Genomic DNA, 15,252 nt, shown 5'->3' with positions numbered 1-15,252 from the left:
GAACTTTAGGGCCTTGGCACGAATGAATGAGAATGGGGGGAGGGGCAAATGACAGTAATATCCAAGCATGTACGGATAAAAGGCATCAAGGACGGCCTGGTCTTCCTGCTAGATGACAAATGTCCCTTTGAAGAACTGCTGGACGAGCTTCGCTATAAGCTGGAGCACAGCCATCAAAATATTTTGACCGGACCGATCGTGCATGTGGATGTCAAGCTTGGCAGCCGTTCGGTAACAGAGGAAGAAAAGGAAGCGGTGCTGGAGATATTGCGCAGACCGGGCAATCTGCTGATCCGTTCGATCGAGGCCCAGAATGCCCCGAAACCGGAGAGCGGAAGTTCGATGTTCGTGATGAGCGGCATCCTTCGGTCCGGCCAGGTGCTGCATCATAAGGGAGATTTACTCTTTCTTGGAGACGTGAATCCCGGCGGCACAATTACCTGCACCGGAGATATTTTTATTCTCGGGGCGCTGAGAGGTATGGCTCACGCGGGAGTGGAGGGCAATGAAGAAGCGATAATCGCGGCTTCCGTGATGGCTCCGACCCAGCTTCGCATAGCCGAGATCATCAGCCGGCCCCCGGATGAATGGGAAACCCGCGAGAGCAGCATGGAATTCGCATTTTTGGCGGAAGGTGCTATGAAAATCGACAAAATACACAACATCGTCAAGCTGCGTCGGGATTTAAATGTGTTTAAAGGGGTGTAGCCTCATGGGAGAAGCGATTGTTGTTACCTCCGGCAAAGGCGGCGTGGGCAAGACGACCACAACGGCCAATATTGGAACCGCGCTTGCGCTGCAGGGGAAAAAAGTATGTCTCGTTGATACCGATATCGGGCTGCGAAATCTGGACGTGGTTATGGGTCTTGAGAACCGGATCATATACGATCTGGTGGATGTTGCCGAAGGACGCTGCCGGCTTGGCCAAGCATTGGTCAAAGACAAGCGGTTTGAAGAGCTGTATATGCTCCCGGCTGCGCAGACAAAGGACAAAACTTCAGTCACCCCCGAGCAGGTCAGAGACATCGTATTGGAATTAAAGAAGGAATATGAATATATTCTAATCGATTGCCCGGCTGGAATCGAGCACGGCTTCCGCAACGCGGTAGCCGGCGCGGATAAGGCGATTGTCGTGACAACGCCCGAACATGCAGCCGTACGCGACGCCGACCGGGTGATCGGGCTGCTTGAGCAGTCCGATGTGGAATCGCCCAAACTGGTCATTAACCGCATCCGGCCTGGACTTATAAAATCCGGCGATATGCTTGATGTCGAGGATATTCTGCAGGTGCTCAATATTGACCTGATCGGGATTGTGCCGGATGACGAACTTGTGATCAAGGCGGCTAATATGGGAGAGCCGACGGTCATGAATCCGGATTCGGGCGCCGCCATCGCCTACCGTAATATTGCCCGCCGCATTTTGGGCGACGCTGTGCCTCTGATGCAGCTTGACCGCAAGCCGGGCGCATTCAAAAAGTTGAAGAAGTTTTTCGGCATCGGTTAAAGGCATAAACCTGAGACTGCCAAAAAAAGCAAGCCCCGGACACCGCGTTCATTAGTGGTTGTCCGGGGCTGTTTGTTCAAATATAAGACTTTATCAGCTTCGCGCATGCGGGAGAGAGAGCCGCCAACAGTACGATGCCTTGATCAGAAAGCTGCGCCCAGCCCGCCGTTTCTCCAATGAAGGCTTGTTCTAAAATCACCGCATTCCCTCATAGGATGGTACTAAACAAGCCCGCCGGAGGGATCGATATGGGTCACAAAACAATCGCAGGGAATCACCGCAAGCAGCCTATCCGCAATCTGCTGGAAGACAACTCGGATTTCACCAAACCGCCGCGATTCAGAAGGCCTGGGGATGGCAATACGGAAGATTGGCATAAATACCTGAATGGGAACGGCGCCGAGCCCGACCCGGAAAAACTATGGAAAGAGCGGCAGCGAAACTGGGACGGGGAAGTGGAACGGCAGAAGCCGCGATTTTTGTCCAGCTTTATTCGGCGCACAATGATTAGCGGGCTCCTGTTCGGAGTGGTATGGGGGATCTTTACGGTGCAGCAGCCATGGGCTTATCGCGCGAAAAATTTCATTTCGGACAGCTTAAGCAAGGATATGGATTTTTCTGCAGCCCGTATGTGGTACGAACGGTATTTTGACGGAGCTCCGGCGTTTATCCCGATTTTCGGGAACGGAGAGGATAAGGCGCGGAAAGCCTCTGCGCTTCATAAGCTGTCTCCTCCTATAGCAGGAAGCATTGTTAGGCCATTTGCCTCTACAATAAAAGGCGTAGAAATCAAGCCTGCGGCCGATGAACCTGGAAGCGCGGTGGTAAAAAGCATAGATATGGGAAGGGTGCTGTCCGTTTCGCGTGAAGCGGATGGAGGCATCCGTGTAACCGTTCAGCATAGCGGAGGAATTACTGCCGAATACGGACATTTAAACGGAACGAAGCTGAAAGCGGATGACTGGGTGAAGAGTGGCGATACCGTCGGATGGATGGAGGAAACGAGCGCATCTTCTCCTAAGCTGCTCTATTTTGCGGTGATGCGGAACAAGGCATATATCGATCCGGCGGAAGAGATCGGTTTTGATTAAGGTTTGGGGCATTTCCTTTTTCCTGCATCCGCTGTTTGTCATCATTATGCTGCTTTCCGTGCTTACCGGGCAGTTTCTCGAGCTGCTGACGCTATTTGCCATCGTCCTCGTTCACGAGCTGGGACATGTCTGGGCGGCGCTCCTGGCGGGGGCCACCGTCAAATCGGTACAACTGCTTCCGTTCGGAGGAGTCGCGGTTATTGAGGACAATGGAAAGCTGACCGCATACCGCGAGATCGGAATTGCGCTGGCAGGGCCGCTGCAGAACGTGCTGATGATCGTGTTCGCGGCCGTTTTGAAAGAAGCCGGTTGGGGCGGCGAAGCCTATATGACATATCTCATTCAAGCCAATCTCATTATCGCCTTATTCAATATGCTGCCTATTTTGCCGCTCGATGGAGGGAGAATCGTACAAGCTGCCCTAAGCCTTCAGTCGCCGTATTACTCGACTCTGCTCTGGTGCGGAAGAATCAGCATTGCTGCAAGCGCCTTGACGGCCGTGTATGCCCTGCTGCCGCTGGTAAGCGGCGGCGGACTTCGGCTTAATCTGCTGATGATCGCCGCATTTCTGCTGTATTCCAATATAACGGATCACCGAAATCTTCCTTTCCGGTTCTTGGCTTTTCTCATGAACCGGGGCGCGATATATGAACAACATATGGACAAAGGCACACCTGCACTCCCGATTGTTGCGCCTCTTGCGAAACCTTTGGATGATATCCTGCGTCTATTTAAACGGCACCAGTATCATTTGATCTATGTGCTTGACGCCGAAGGAGGCGTGATGGCGGTCATACCGGAGCAGCGCTTGCTCTCGTCCTATTTTGGGATATGAAGCTTCACGCTTATCCATAGTCTCACATTTTTGCAAGAAACGGTTGCAGTCCTTAAAAGGACAGCGTAGCCGTTCTTCTTATGCAACCAGAGGTGACGCCATGAAACAAATGATCGTTCACTGTTCGCAGCATGTGACCCGGATGGCCCTTCTGGAGAAGGGAAGACTGGTGGAATATGCGGCTGAGCGGGAGGAGCAGCAGGGACTGGTCGGCAGCTACTACAAAGGACGGGTAATGAATGTGCTGCCTGGAATGCAGGCCGCTTTTGTCGATATCGGGCAGAAAAAAAATGCCTTTCTATATGTAGATGATGTACTGCATCCGCATTTGGAGAAACAGCCTAAAGTAAAGCCGTCGATTGATACGCTGCTAAAGCCCGGACAGGAAATTATTGTTCAGGTTAGAAGAGAACCTAGAGGAAACAAGGGAGCGCGGGTCACGACACACTACACGCTACCGGGGCGCTGGATGGTATATATGCCGTTTGCGGAATACGTCGGGGTTTCGAAAAAGATCGGGCGCGAATCCGAGCGGAACCGGCTGAAGGCGCTGGCCGAACGCCTGCGGAAGAATGAAGAAGGTCTCATTATGCGCACCGTGTCCGAGGACGAGCTCTCCGAAGCGGTGGAAGGAGATTTATCTCTTTTGCGGGCACAGTGGGAGAGAATCATGAGCTGCGCCCAGAAGGCGGAAGCGCCGGCGCTGCTGCACCGTGATCTCAGTATCGTACAGCGGTTCATCCGCGACGCGTTCGATCCCCGGCTGGACGAGCTTCGGATAGATTCTCCGCAGGCCGTCAAGGAGGTCGAGGCTTTCTTAAGCGAGATGGCTCCGGAAGGATACAAGCCGGTGGAACTGTATACCGGAACCGAGCCGATTTTTGCCGCATACGGAGTGGAAGAGCAACTGGAGCGCGGGTTCAGCCGCAAAATCACGCTAGAAGGCGGAGGAACGCTCATCTGGGATGAGGCGGAGGCGCTCACAGTAATCGATGTCAACACGGCACAGTATACGGGCGGAGCGTCGCTGGAGGAGACGGTTACGCGCACCAATCTGCTCGCTGCAGAAGAGATTGGGCGTCTGATCCGGCTTCGGGATACCGGTGGCATTATCATCATCGATTTCATTGACATGGAACGGGAAGAGCATCGCAAAATGGTGGTGTCCCGGCTTGAAAGCATCGTCAATAGCGACCGGACGAAGACATATATTTTGGGCTGGACCCGGCTGGGGCTGCTTGAGATGACGCGGAAAAAAGTGAGGCATGACGTTCTGGAGTTCTCCACCCGTCCATGCGAATGCTGCGGAGGCACCGGCCGAACGCCGATGTGGAAGCAGGGACGGGAATAACCGGTATCGCTTTGTTGGAAAATATTTATATGCAGCAACAGCGTTGACTATTCCAGGTCTCCATGCTATCATCTATAAGTATGTGTCTGGTTTATTGAATTGCCTGCACATGCTGTAACCGCTCCGATCGGGTAATCAAGTGCGATTCCGTAAGGGAGAGCCACCTGGACCAGGCGAGTCTGAGACATGAGGAGGTGCAAAACCAATGTATGCAATTATCGAAACTGGCGGCAAGCAATACAAAGTCCAAGAGGGCGACGTATTGTTCATCGAGAAGCTGAACGCGGAAGACGGAGCAAGCGTAACGTTTGACCGTGTCCTGGCTGTATCGAACGAAAGCGGTCTGACGGCGGGTACTCCGCTCGTAAGCGGCGCTTCCGTAACGGCGAAGGTCGAGAAGCATGGTAAAGGTCAGAAGGTTGTCGTTTATAAATACAAACCGAAGAAGAACTACCATAAGAAGCAAGGCCATCGTCAGCCTTACACAAAAGTAACGATCGAGAAGATTCAAGCGTAAGAAGGTGCGTTAATGATTAACGTGCGGATTACGAGGTCTTCCTCTCAGGGCGAGATCATCGGTTTTGCCGTCAAAGGTCATGCCGAGTATGATAGAAGGGGCAGAGATATCGTATGTGCCGGTGTTTCGACCGTAACGGTCGGTACCGTTAACGCGATTGAAGCCTTAACCGGAGTCGTGCTGGATTCATCCATGAAGGACGGGTTTCTCAGCGGGACGCTGTTGCCGATTGAAGACCCCGAAACTGCTGCCAAAGTGCAGCTGCTTTTGGAATCCATGGTCGTTATGCTCAATTCGATTGCAGAGTCGTACGGTAAGTATATTCAGATACAGGATGTCATTATTTGAAGAAGGAGGTAGACAGCATGTTGAAATTGGATCTTCAATTGTTCGCATCGAAAAAAGGTGTAGGTTCCACAAAGAACGGACGCGATAGCCACGCGAAACGTCTTGGCGTGAAACGCGCCGATGGCCAAGCCGTAACAGGCGGAAGCATTCTGGTGCGTCAACGCGGAACGAAAATCCACCCTGGCACGAACGTAGGCATCGGTAAAGACGATACTTTGTTCGCCAAAGTGGACGGCGTTGTGAAGTTCGAGCGTCTGGGCCGCGATCGCAAGAAAGTGAGCGTCTACCCGGTAGACGTCGCTCCGGTAGCGGCGGCTCTGGAAGCGTAAGCTTACGGACTATAATTGCTAGTAAAGCCTCCGGCATGAACGCCGGGGGCTTTTTTTCAGAGTATAAGAATCTATAGGACAGGAAAATTCTTGCCGCTTCTTAATGAATCCGGGGGAATTCCTATGGTATACTTGGTAAATATGAACGGGTCTGACTGCGGTAGAGTGCTAAGAATTCGCGAACGTAAGGGACGGGGAAGACAGTATGAAATCCTGGAAAAGCGCAGTAGGAGCGCCGGTGTTATCGATAGCGTTTCCCTTAGGGGTCGCATGCGTATGGCCGACGCTTTGGACATGCCTTCTGCTTGGCTTGTGGGCCGCGGCGGCAGCTTTATTCAGCGTCCTGGCGGTCCGCCGCCTTTATGAACGGGAACTGCGGAAGCAAGAACGGATCCTGCAGCAGACGGCGATCCGGACGCTTAATCATCACCGCCATGACTGGATGAATGATCTCCAGATACTGTACGGCTATATTCAACTGGGCAAGCCTGATAAATCGGTACAGTGTGTGGAAAGAATAAAAGAACGCATTGAGCTGGACAGCCGGATATCCAAGCTTGGTATTCCTTCGCTGGTCTTCTATCTTCAATCCTTTCGCACCGTAGGCGGCAGCCTGCAGCTGGACATTGAAGTGGAAGAAGGATTGCAGCTTGGAGATAAGCTGACGCCCGAGGCCGGAGATGAGCTAACCTCGGTAATTATGCAGGCGGTTAGAGCCTGTCAATTTGGAGGACTGGCTGCCCAGGGCGAGACCCGTTCGCTGCTCCTTTCCTTTAAGAAGGACAAAGGGGACGTTGTCATTGCATTTGGCGGCAACGGCGACGGCTTGCGCGGAGGAACGGAGCTGTTCCGGGAACAGATATTTAATATCGTTCAAGGTAAAACTGTAATAGCGGAGCAGCTGACACCCCATAAGGCAGACTTCCAGCTGCGCTTGCCGATGGGAATGTGAAGGAAGGTGAGACATCCATGTTTGTAGATAAAGCGAAAATATTTGTAAAAGGCGGCGACGGCGGCGACGGTCTGGTCGCGTTCCGCCGTGAGAAATATGTGCCGGAGGGCGGTCCAGCCGGCGGTGACGGCGGCAAGGGCGGCGACGTCATTTTCCGCGTGGACGAAGGGCTGCGTACCCTGATGGATTTCCGGTATCAGCGGCATTTCAAGGCCCAGCGCGGGGAAAAAGGGCGCAATAAGAGCCAGCACGGCGCGGGAGCCGACGATATGATCGTCCGCATTCCGCCGGGAACGGTGCTCATTGACGATGACAGCGGCGAGATCATCGCCGACATGACGCGTCATGGCCAAGAAGTGGTTGTGGCCCGGGGAGGCCGGGGAGGCCGGGGCAACATCCGCTTCGCAACGCCGAACAACCCTGCTCCCGAGCTTGCGGAGAACGGGGAGGAAGGCCAGGAACGCTACGTTGTGCTTGAGCTAAAAGTAATGGCGGATGTTGGACTTGTCGGCTTTCCGAGCGTAGGCAAATCCACTTTGCTGTCCGTCGTTTCGGCTGCCAAGCCTAAGATCGGAGCGTACCATTTTACAACCATTACACCGAATCTCGGCGTCGTGGACGTAGGTGACGGCCGCAGCTTTGTCATGGCCGACCTTCCCGGACTGATTGAGGGCGCTCATGAGGGTGTTGGGCTGGGGCACGAATTTCTGCGCCACATCGAACGCACGCGTATCATCATTCATGTTGTCGATATGGCCGGCTCCGAAGGCCGTGATCCGTTCGAGGACTGGGTGAAGATCAACGAAGAGCTGCAGCAATACAACACCGGCCTTGCCGATCGTCCCCAGATTGTGGCCGCCAATAAGATGGACATGGAGGAAGCGGAGGCGAATCTCGCTTCTTTCCGCGAGCGCGCAGGCAGTCTTCGGCCCGATCTGGAGATCCTGCCAATCTCGTCGCTGACCCGCAAAGGCGTTCAAGAGCTGCTTTACCGCGCCGCCGATCTGCTTGATTCCATTCCGCAGGCTCCGGCCGTGGAGGAAGTGGCAGAGAGCGGTGAGCATAAAGTATATAAGCTTGAGGCAAAGGATGATGACTCCTTTACGATCACCCGTGATAACGAAGCCTTTGTCGTCAACAGTCCGAAGATTGAGCGGATGCTCAAGCGGATGCAGCTCAATTCGCATGATGCGATTCTGAAGCTTGCGCGGACGCTGCGGCATATGGGTGTGGATGAGGAGCTCCGCAAACGCGGCGCGGTGGAAGGCACCATTGTTCGAATCGCTGACTTCGAATTCGAGTTTGTCGAGAACAGCAGCTACTATTGAACAAGTGAATAACGGAACGCAAACAGGCGCAGCATGGTTTCTTCGCACAGGAAGAACCGTGACGGCGCCTTTTTTCTTACACTTTTTCAATAGGTATATCATATGTCGAAGTTGTTCCTGGGCTGCTACGGAATCGAAAATTGAATTTCAGAGTACAACGGTTTTGTGAAAAGTATTGCAATTCTTTCTGAATAACTTTATAATGTCCACTATGTAAAAACAAAAGTCTTTGAGGAGAGGACGTTTGTGAAAGAACGTTATTATTTGGTTCGTGAAGATATTTTGCCCGAGGCGGTACTGAAGACGATGCAGGTCAAGCAGCTGCTGGAAGCCGGCGATGCCAAGACGGTTCATGAGGGCGTGGAGCAGGTGGGGCTGAGCCGGAGCGCTTTTTACAAATACAAGGACGGCATCCATCTGATCCATCAGCTGGAAAGAGAGCGCATCGTGACGATCTCGATGGATCTTGAGCATGAGTCGGGCATGCTGTCCAAAGTGCTTGGGGCCGTAGCAGGTCATGGAGCCAATGTGCTGACCATTCATCAGAGCATTCCGCTTCAAGGGTGGGCGAACGTTGTCCTTTCCATTGAAATCACCCACATAAATGATGAACTGGGAGACATGCTGGATAGCCTGAAAGGGATGGCCGGCGTCAAGCGAGCTCTGATTGTAGGTCAAGGTTAGAAAGGGAATATACGTTAAGGGGGATTCAGATTCAGATGAAACCGGTGAAAGTAGGATTGCTCGGGCTGGGAACGGTCGGTACGGGCGTAGTTCGCATCGTGCAGGGGAACCAGGAGGATTTGAGCAGTCAGGTCGGTTCGCCGATACATATTGAACGTATTGCTGTCAAGAACTGTGATAAGCCCCGTTCGATTGAAATCGATCCGGCAAAGCTGACCACCGATCCTTGGGAAGTCATCCGCGACCCGGAAATCGATGTTATCGTTGAGGTCATGGGTGGGGTCGACGCCACCAGAGAGTATATTTTGGAGGCTCTTGAGCGGGGGAAACATATCGTTACCGCCAACAAGGATCTTATGGCTCTATATGGGACCGAAATATTGGAAAAAGCACAGGAAAAACAATGCGATGTTTTTTATGAAGCCAGCGTGGCGGGAGGCATCCCGATTATCCGGACGTTGATCGAAGGCTTTTCTTCCGACCGGATCGTTAAAATCATGGGTATTGTCAACGGAACAACCAACTATATACTGACCAAAATGAGTCAGGAAGGCGCTTCATACGATGATGTGCTGAAGGAGGCGCAGGAGCTCGGTTATGCCGAGTCCGATCCGACCTCTGATGTGGAAGGACTTGACGCGGCCCGCAAAATGGCAATTCTCGGCACGCTGGGCTTCCGCACCAACGTTGAACTTCGGGACGTGAGCGTAAGCGGAATTTCCGGCGTCAGCAAAGAGGACATTTTGTTCGCGAAGCGCCTTGGATACGAGATGAAGCTGCTCGGCATTGCCGAGAGCGATAATGATGAATTCAGCATCAGCGTTCAGCCTACCATGATCCGTACGAGCCATCCGATCGCTTCCGTTAACGGGGTTTTCAATGCGGTCTATGTCTATGGCGAAGCAGTCGGGGAAACGATGTTCTACGGAGCGGGAGCGGGCGAAATGCCGACGGCAACCTCCGTTGTGGCCGACCTGGTGGCGGTGATCAAGAACTTGAAGCTGGGCGTTAACGGACTGAAACAAATCGTTCCTTATAAGAATAAGAAGCTGAAGAGCGACGACGATATTTATTTTAAAAACTTCCTGCTGCTCCATGTGGACGATAAAGCAGGGGTACTTGCCAAAATCACCCAGGTGCTTGCCGAATGCGACGTCAGCCTCGATTCCGTCGTGCAGCAGGCGAATCCGAATAACCCGGCGGCCGAGATTATTATCGTTACGCATGATGCCAGCAAGTCCAGTATGAACAAGGTTCTCCGCCGTTTCGAGGAACTTGAGGTCATCCGCCGCGTCAAGAGTCATTACCGTGTCGAAGGCTGATGCAAACCGCAGGGAAGGCATTATCTTTAAAGGAGACCATGGGTTGTGAAATATTTCATACTGCATGATAATAGAGATCAATATTCCATTATATTAGAAAAAGGTCTGGCCGCAGACAAAGGGCGGTGCGCTCATGAGTAGCAATAGAAAGGTTAGGGTGAAAATACCCGCCAGCACCGCGAATTTGGGTCCGGGATTCGATACGCTCGGCATGGCGCTGTCGCTGTACGCCTGGATCGAAATGGGCGAAGCGGAAGAGACGGTCTTCCACCTGTACGGTGATGAGATGAAGGATGTGGCCCTTGATAAGAGCAACTTGATTTACAAGGTTGCACAGATGGTATTCGACGAGGCCCGCGTATCCGTCCCCGAGCTGGAAATTTCGATGTATTCCGAAATTCCGCTGACACGCGGGCTTGGCAGCAGCGCTTCCGCCATTATCGGCGGCATGGTTGCGGCCAATGCGCTGATCGGATCCCCTCTGAGCAATGACAGGCTCTTCGATATGGCAACCTCGCTGGAGAAGCATCCCGACAACGTCGGCGCTTCTCTGTTCGGAGGAATCATCGCCGCCGCCTGGGACGGCAGCCATGCGGATGTTATCCGCATCGAGCCGCCGGAGGATCTTGAGGTGCTTGTCGTTATTCCCGAATTTGAACTGGCGACGTCCAAGGCTAGGGAGGCTCTCCCGTCCAGCGTAACCGTCGCCGATGCCGTATACAACGTCAGCCGCTCTTCGCTGCTGACCGGGGCGCTCGCCTGCGGGCGTCTGGATCTGATCGGCGCAGCGATGCGGGACCGGCTGCACCAGCCGTACCGGGCTCCGCTGGTTCCAGGCATGGAGACCGTGCTGGCGGAAGCGACGCAGCACGGAGCGCTTGGAATCGCTCTAAGCGGCGCCGGTCCGACGCTGATTGCGTTTGTAGACCAGGGAGAACACCGAAAGAGCGAACTGGAAGCCTTTTTGATGGAAACGATGCGCAGTCACGGTATTGATGCGCGTACCCGCTGGCTTCTGCCGTGCCGAACGGGGGCGCTTGCGGAGTCTGTAGACGAAAATGGGATGCAAAACCAATCATTTTTGGATATGATAAAAGGAGAAGTACGGTCATGAAATCAATTGCTGTGCTGCCGCAGGGAACGACCTCTCATGAAGCTTTGCTGTATCTGATGAAAGGGGAACCCTGCCGGCCGGTGTTCCATAAGCTTATTTCCGACGTGTTTCTGGCCACGGCCAAAGGAGAGACCGATTACAGCGTCATTCCGGTCGAGAATACGATTGAAGGCTCGGTCAGCATGCATATGGACTGGCTTATTCATGAAGTGGACCTGCCGATGCAGGCTGAATGGATTTATCCTTCTGTGCAGAACCTGATTGCCAATCCCGGTGAATTTGCGGACGGCAAAGGCGGTGTCGATTACTCGCGGATCGTCAAAATCCTTTCCCATCCGGTTGCAATGGCCCAGTGCGGCCATTTTATCCGCAGTCATGCTCCGACTGCCGAGCTTGAAACCGTGGGAAGCACCTCGGAAGCTGTGGAAATCGTTAAGAACAACCCCGGCAAAGGCTGGGCGGCAATCGGCATTGAGCTTGGCGCGAAGACTTTTGGACTAGAGATTGTCGCAAGCAAAATTACCGATCATCACAATAATTTTACGCGTTTTGTGCTGGCGGGACCCGGGAAGATTGAGATTCCCCGCGTAAGCACCGGCAGCAAGACCAGCGTGCTGGTCACCCTGCCTGAGGATTTTCCTGGTGCGCTCCACCAGGTTCTTGCAGCCTTTGCTTGGCGCAAGCTGAATTTGTCGCGGATTGAATCACGGCCTACAAAGAAGAAACTGGGTACCTACTATTTTTATATTGATGTGCTCGAACCGTTGGAATCGGTCCTCCTGCCTGCCGCTATTGAGGAAATCAAAGCTTTGGGCTGCCAGGTCCGTATCTTAGGCTCGTATCCCACATACACCTATGAGGAAGAGAAAGCGGAGGTGCAGTAAGTTCATGTCTGAGCAGTTGATTTATCTAGATGGACAATATGTAACGAAAGAAAAGGCCATGGTATCCGTTTTTGACCACGGCTTTCTGTATGGCGACGGGATTTTTGAAGGAATCCGGATTTATAACGGCAATATTTTCAAATGCAAAGAGCATTTGGACAGGCTGTATGATTCGGCCAAATCCATCATGCTTGACATCCCGCTGACTTACGACGAGATGCTGAAAGCAATGGCGGAGACGATCCGCCGTAATGATATACGCAACGGTTATATCCGCCTTATCGTTTCCCGCGGCCCGGGCAACCTCGGACTTGACCCCCGCCGGTGTCCAAAAGCCAGTGTCATCATTATTGTAGAGCAGCTGGCCATCTATCCCGAAGAGGCTTATCTCAACGGCCTTCGCGCCGTTTCCGTGTCCCAGCGCCGCAACATTCCGGATGCGCTGAATCCGAAGATCAAATCGCTTAACTATCTGAACAACATTCTGGTTAAGATTCAGTCCAATCTTGCGGAAGCCGATGAGGCGATCATGCTGAACGCACAGGGATATGTGACGGAAGGCTCCGGAGATAATATTTTTATTATCAAAAAAGGCGTTGTCTACACCCCACCGTGCTACCTTGGCGCTCTTGAGGGTATTACGCGTCTTGCCATTATCGAGCTGTGCGAGAAGCTCGGCATCAAGCTTAAAGAAGAGCCTTTCACGATGCATGATATTTATATTGCGGATGAGGTCTTCTTCACCGGTACGGCAGCGGAGGTTATTGCGGCCCGCGAGATCGACGGACGGATTATCGGCGAAGGCCATGCCGGTCCGATCACGCTTAAGCTGCTGGAGGAATTCCGGAGCATTGTGGACAAAGATGGCTATAAGGTGTGGCAGTCCTAAGTTTTTGAATAGCAGCGATCAATCCTTTTATGCGCGTATGCACTTATGCCGCATGAAAGGATTTTTTTTGCTTCTGGGATGTCAATCGCCCATGGGCTGCATAAGATGTAGTAACGAAGGAGGCGGCTTTACCGCAAATCACTGCGCCAGAAGAAACGGCTTTGCTGTCCGCTTAAGCGCGGCATCGTTTCTCGTAGAAATATAAGGCTGTGCATAAGTGCGAAGCTTATACATTCTTATATTTCAAAAAGCATTGCTCCACAAAAAGTTAGGAGGTTAAATCTGCGTGAAAATACACATTGTCAAGCAAGGCGATACACTCTATGAATTGTCGAAAAAGTACGGGGTGCCGCTGGATAAATTGATCGAAGCCAATCCGCAAATTGCAAACCCCGATGTCCTGGCTGTCGGTGACAAGGTGAAAATCCCTTCTGTCCCCGCTCCTGCACCGGACGGCAGTGAGTTGTACCACAAGCATACGGTCAAGCAAGGAGACACCCTATGGAAATTGTCAAAAGCATGGGGAATTCAGCTCAAGGATATGATTGGGGCCAATCCACAACTGAAGAACCCCGATGTACTCAAAATAGGGGATGTCGTGAATATTCCCAAGAAAGCGACGGTTTCTCCAATACATCCGGCAGATCCAGTCAATCCAGTCAATCCAGTCAACCCAGTGAATCCAGTAATCCCGGCAAACCCGGCAAATCCAGCAAATCCGGCAAATCCGGCGAACCCAGTAAATCCAAACCTAGCCCAACCGGAATATGCGCCGACGGCTGTATCAGAGAAAACCGCTCCCGGCGGAAAGGCCTTTACAGGCCCCATTGAAAAAGCCGCAGAAATAGCACCTGTTGCTCCAGCTCCTATACCTGTTCAACAATCGGCAAAAAAGGCAGAAACGGCTCCCGTTGTCCCAGCTCCTGTACCTGTTCAACAACCGATAAAAAAGGCAGAAACGGCTCCCGTTGTCCCAGTTCCTGTACCTGTTCAACAACCGGCAAACATTCCTGCGCCTGCTGCTCCAGTTAAAGAGATGATTCATACCGAGACGCAGAATCTGTTCGTCCAGATTTCGGTTCCCGCACAAAAAGCAGCCCCTTTACCGCCGAAGGCTGAGCCTATCAAGGAGTATCCTAAACCCGCGCCTCCCAAGAGTTATTGCACCTGCGAGCCTGTAGCTCCTTGCGATAAGTCATACGGATACCCGGGAATAACGGAAAATCCCTATTATAATGATTGCCCGCCAGCTTATCCGATGTATGAGGCCGTTCAGCCAATATCTTATGCGCCTTGTGAGACACAACCGATTGCGTATATGCCGGAAATGCCTGCGCCCTATTGCTATCCGGATACAGGTTATCCTGTCGCCAATGTCTCGGCACCATATTATCCGGGTGTTATGCCCTACACCGCTGAGATGCCTGCTAACGACTTCACACCTTATTCTGAGAATCCGGCGTACACCTCTCCGCAGTATGGGGCTCAGCCGACAACGCTTCCTTGGCCTTCCTGCGGATGCGGAGGGTCACCTGAAATCCAGCCGTATCAATTCGGTAATGAAGCGCCGATGTATGGCAATATGCCTGTCTATACGAGCGGAGCCCAATCTTCCCCTTATGACATGGGCTTTCCTCAACCCTATATGGCACCTTCGTACCCGCCCGCACCCGCATCATTTGGCTCTCCAGTTAACCAAGGAATCCCACCGGTTCCGAGATTTCCAGGCACGGAGGATTGGGTTTATTCGAACCGGCTTCCTCTGGACACGGAGATTAATTCCGTCTCAGGAGCTTTGTCCGAGCAAAATACTGCTGCCGCCAGCCTGACTGCAGAACAAAATGCCGCCGATCAAGGGGAAGCTAACCCGGCTTCCACGGCTAAGGACAAAACATCAAGCCGACGGGGAAAAGATGTTAAAACTAGCGGCACAACCAAGCAGCAGCGTTCAGGGAAAGTCAAAGACACAGTGAAAAAACGTCGTAACCCTTGGATTTCTGATTGATACTTAAGTAATCATAGATTTTCCGCGTGCAGGTTCGTATCTTCGGATACGGTCTGCACTTTTATTGTTCTACTTGTCTCATTTCCGGGATTTTAG

At 52.6% G+C, this 15,252-nt stretch carries 17 protein-coding genes and 1 other annotated feature; of the genes, 16 read left to right on the top strand and 1 reads right to left on the bottom strand.

What is annotated here, in order from left to right:
* The first annotated feature begins 48 nt into the window (after positions 1 to 48).
* A complete protein-coding gene (gene minC / locus VK70_RS15940; RefSeq protein WP_025697309.1) occupies positions 49 to 708 on the top strand; it encodes a septum site-determining protein MinC in 660 nt (219 codons plus the stop codon).
* 4 nt (positions 709 to 712) lie between these two features.
* The gene (gene minD, locus VK70_RS15935) at positions 713 to 1,507 is read left to right on the top strand and encodes a septum site-determining protein MinD (RefSeq protein ID WP_025688051.1); all 795 of its coding nucleotides are present in this window, start codon (positions 713 to 715) and stop codon (positions 1,505 to 1,507) included.
* A 76-nt stretch (positions 1,508 to 1,583) separates the two neighbouring features.
* On the opposite strand, the gene VK70_RS29230 is transcribed toward minD, so the two are convergent.
* A complete protein-coding gene (locus tag VK70_RS29230; RefSeq protein ID WP_267885597.1) occupies positions 1,584 to 1,706 on the bottom strand; it encodes a hypothetical protein in 123 nt (40 codons plus the stop codon).
* A gap of 49 nt (positions 1,707 to 1,755) precedes the next feature.
* Between VK70_RS29230 and VK70_RS15930 the strand changes: the two genes are divergently transcribed.
* The 14 genes from VK70_RS15930 (at position 1,756) to VK70_RS26550 (ending at position 15,156) form a co-directional block, all read left to right on the top strand.
* The gene (locus tag VK70_RS15930) at positions 1,756 to 2,598 is read left to right on the top strand and encodes a M23 family metallopeptidase (protein WP_025697306.1); all 843 of its coding nucleotides are present in this window, start codon (positions 1,756 to 1,758) and stop codon (positions 2,596 to 2,598) included.
* Entirely contained in the window at positions 2,591 to 3,433 is an 843-nt protein-coding gene (locus VK70_RS15925; protein ID WP_025697304.1) for a M50 family metallopeptidase, read from the top strand. The genes VK70_RS15930 and VK70_RS15925 overlap by 8 nt, the downstream gene beginning before the upstream one ends.
* Before the next feature lie 100 nt (positions 3,434 to 3,533).
* On the top strand, positions 3,534 to 4,784 hold the full coding sequence (locus VK70_RS15920) for an Rne/Rng family ribonuclease (protein WP_025697302.1): 1,251 nt from the start codon (positions 3,534 to 3,536) through the stop codon (positions 4,782 to 4,784).
* Between the two features lie 106 nt (positions 4,785 to 4,890).
* Positions 4,891 to 4,975, top strand: a sequence feature (ribosomal protein L21 leader region).
* 14 nt (positions 4,976 to 4,989) lie between these two features.
* Positions 4,990 to 5,301 carry a 50S ribosomal protein L21 gene (gene rplU / locus VK70_RS15915; protein WP_025336030.1) on the top strand — a complete coding sequence of 104 codons (312 nt, stop codon included), beginning with the start codon at positions 4,990 to 4,992 and terminating at the stop codon, positions 5,299 to 5,301.
* A gap of 12 nt (positions 5,302 to 5,313) precedes the next feature.
* On the top strand, positions 5,314 to 5,649 hold the full coding sequence (locus tag VK70_RS15910; protein WP_025697301.1) for a ribosomal-processing cysteine protease Prp: 336 nt from the start codon (positions 5,314 to 5,316) through the stop codon (positions 5,647 to 5,649).
* Between the two features lie 17 nt (positions 5,650 to 5,666).
* Positions 5,667 to 5,978, top strand: a complete 312-nt coding sequence (rpmA, locus tag VK70_RS15905; RefSeq protein ID WP_025688063.1) for a 50S ribosomal protein L27 — start codon at positions 5,667 to 5,669, stop codon at positions 5,976 to 5,978.
* Between the two features lie 205 nt (positions 5,979 to 6,183).
* Positions 6,184 to 6,930: a Spo0B domain-containing protein gene (locus VK70_RS27310; RefSeq protein ID WP_025697299.1), complete on the top strand. Its 747-nt coding sequence runs from the start codon at positions 6,184 to 6,186 to the stop codon at positions 6,928 to 6,930.
* A 17-nt stretch (positions 6,931 to 6,947) separates the two neighbouring features.
* The gene (obgE, locus tag VK70_RS15895) at positions 6,948 to 8,258 is read left to right on the top strand and encodes a GTPase ObgE (RefSeq protein WP_025697297.1); all 1,311 of its coding nucleotides are present in this window, start codon (positions 6,948 to 6,950) and stop codon (positions 8,256 to 8,258) included.
* Between the two features lie 246 nt (positions 8,259 to 8,504).
* Entirely contained in the window at positions 8,505 to 8,942 is a 438-nt protein-coding gene (locus tag VK70_RS15890) for an ACT domain-containing protein (protein ID WP_025697295.1), read from the top strand.
* 35 nt (positions 8,943 to 8,977) lie between these two features.
* Positions 8,978 to 10,264 carry a homoserine dehydrogenase gene (locus VK70_RS15885; protein ID WP_025697293.1) on the top strand — a complete coding sequence of 429 codons (1,287 nt, stop codon included), beginning with the start codon at positions 8,978 to 8,980 and terminating at the stop codon, positions 10,262 to 10,264.
* A gap of 133 nt (positions 10,265 to 10,397) precedes the next feature.
* A complete protein-coding gene (gene thrB / locus VK70_RS15880; RefSeq protein WP_046723499.1) occupies positions 10,398 to 11,378 on the top strand; it encodes a homoserine kinase in 981 nt (326 codons plus the stop codon).
* Positions 11,375 to 12,262, top strand: coding sequence for a prephenate dehydratase (gene pheA / locus VK70_RS15875; RefSeq protein WP_025697539.1), 888 nt, complete (start codon positions 11,375 to 11,377; stop codon positions 12,260 to 12,262). Before thrB ends, pheA begins: the two co-directional genes overlap by 4 nt.
* A 4-nt stretch (positions 12,263 to 12,266) precedes the next feature.
* Positions 12,267 to 13,151, top strand: coding sequence for a branched-chain-amino-acid transaminase (gene ilvE, locus VK70_RS15870; protein ID WP_025697537.1), 885 nt, complete (start codon positions 12,267 to 12,269; stop codon positions 13,149 to 13,151).
* 286 nt (positions 13,152 to 13,437) lie between these two features.
* Positions 13,438 to 15,156: a LysM peptidoglycan-binding domain-containing protein gene (locus VK70_RS26550; protein WP_025697536.1), complete on the top strand. Its 1,719-nt coding sequence runs from the start codon at positions 13,438 to 13,440 to the stop codon at positions 15,154 to 15,156.
* The last annotated feature ends 96 nt before the right edge of the window (positions 15,157 to 15,252 follow it).

It is taken from the genome of Paenibacillus durus ATCC 35681, from assembly GCF_000993825.1.
Lineage (GTDB): Bacteria > Bacillota > Bacilli > Paenibacillales > Paenibacillaceae > Paenibacillus_AQ > Paenibacillus_AQ durus_B.
This window is presented reverse-complemented; position numbering and strand designations above follow the sequence as displayed.

Excerpts from the sequence above, each read along its gene's own strand:
- minC (WP_025697309.1), top strand. The coding sequence starts at position 49 with ATGACAGTAATATCCAAGCATGTACGGATAAAAGGCATCAAGGACGGC.
- VK70_RS15930 (WP_025697306.1), top strand. The coding sequence starts at position 1,756 with ATGGGTCACAAAACAATCGCAGGGAATCACCGCAAGCAGCCTATCCGC.
- VK70_RS15910 (WP_025697301.1), top strand. The coding sequence starts at position 5,314 with ATGATTAACGTGCGGATTACGAGGTCTTCCTCTCAGGGCGAGATCATC.
- obgE (WP_025697297.1), top strand. The coding sequence starts at position 6,948 with ATGTTTGTAGATAAAGCGAAAATATTTGTAAAAGGCGGCGACGGCGGC.
- thrB (WP_046723499.1), top strand. The coding sequence starts at position 10,398 with ATGAGTAGCAATAGAAAGGTTAGGGTGAAAATACCCGCCAGCACCGCG.
- pheA (WP_025697539.1), top strand. The coding sequence starts at position 11,375 with ATGAAATCAATTGCTGTGCTGCCGCAGGGAACGACCTCTCATGAAGCT.
- VK70_RS15885 (WP_025697293.1), top strand. The coding sequence starts at position 8,978 with ATGAAACCGGTGAAAGTAGGATTGCTCGGGCTGGGAACGGTCGGTACG.
- VK70_RS15920 (WP_025697302.1), top strand. The coding sequence starts at position 3,534 with ATGAAACAAATGATCGTTCACTGTTCGCAGCATGTGACCCGGATGGCC.
- minD (WP_025688051.1), top strand. The coding sequence starts at position 713 with ATGGGAGAAGCGATTGTTGTTACCTCCGGCAAAGGCGGCGTGGGCAAG.
- VK70_RS27310 (WP_025697299.1), top strand. The coding sequence starts at position 6,184 with ATGAAATCCTGGAAAAGCGCAGTAGGAGCGCCGGTGTTATCGATAGCG.
- rplU (WP_025336030.1), top strand. The coding sequence starts at position 4,990 with ATGTATGCAATTATCGAAACTGGCGGCAAGCAATACAAAGTCCAAGAG.
- ilvE (WP_025697537.1), top strand. The coding sequence starts at position 12,267 with ATGTCTGAGCAGTTGATTTATCTAGATGGACAATATGTAACGAAAGAA.
- rpmA (WP_025688063.1), top strand. The coding sequence starts at position 5,667 with ATGTTGAAATTGGATCTTCAATTGTTCGCATCGAAAAAAGGTGTAGGT.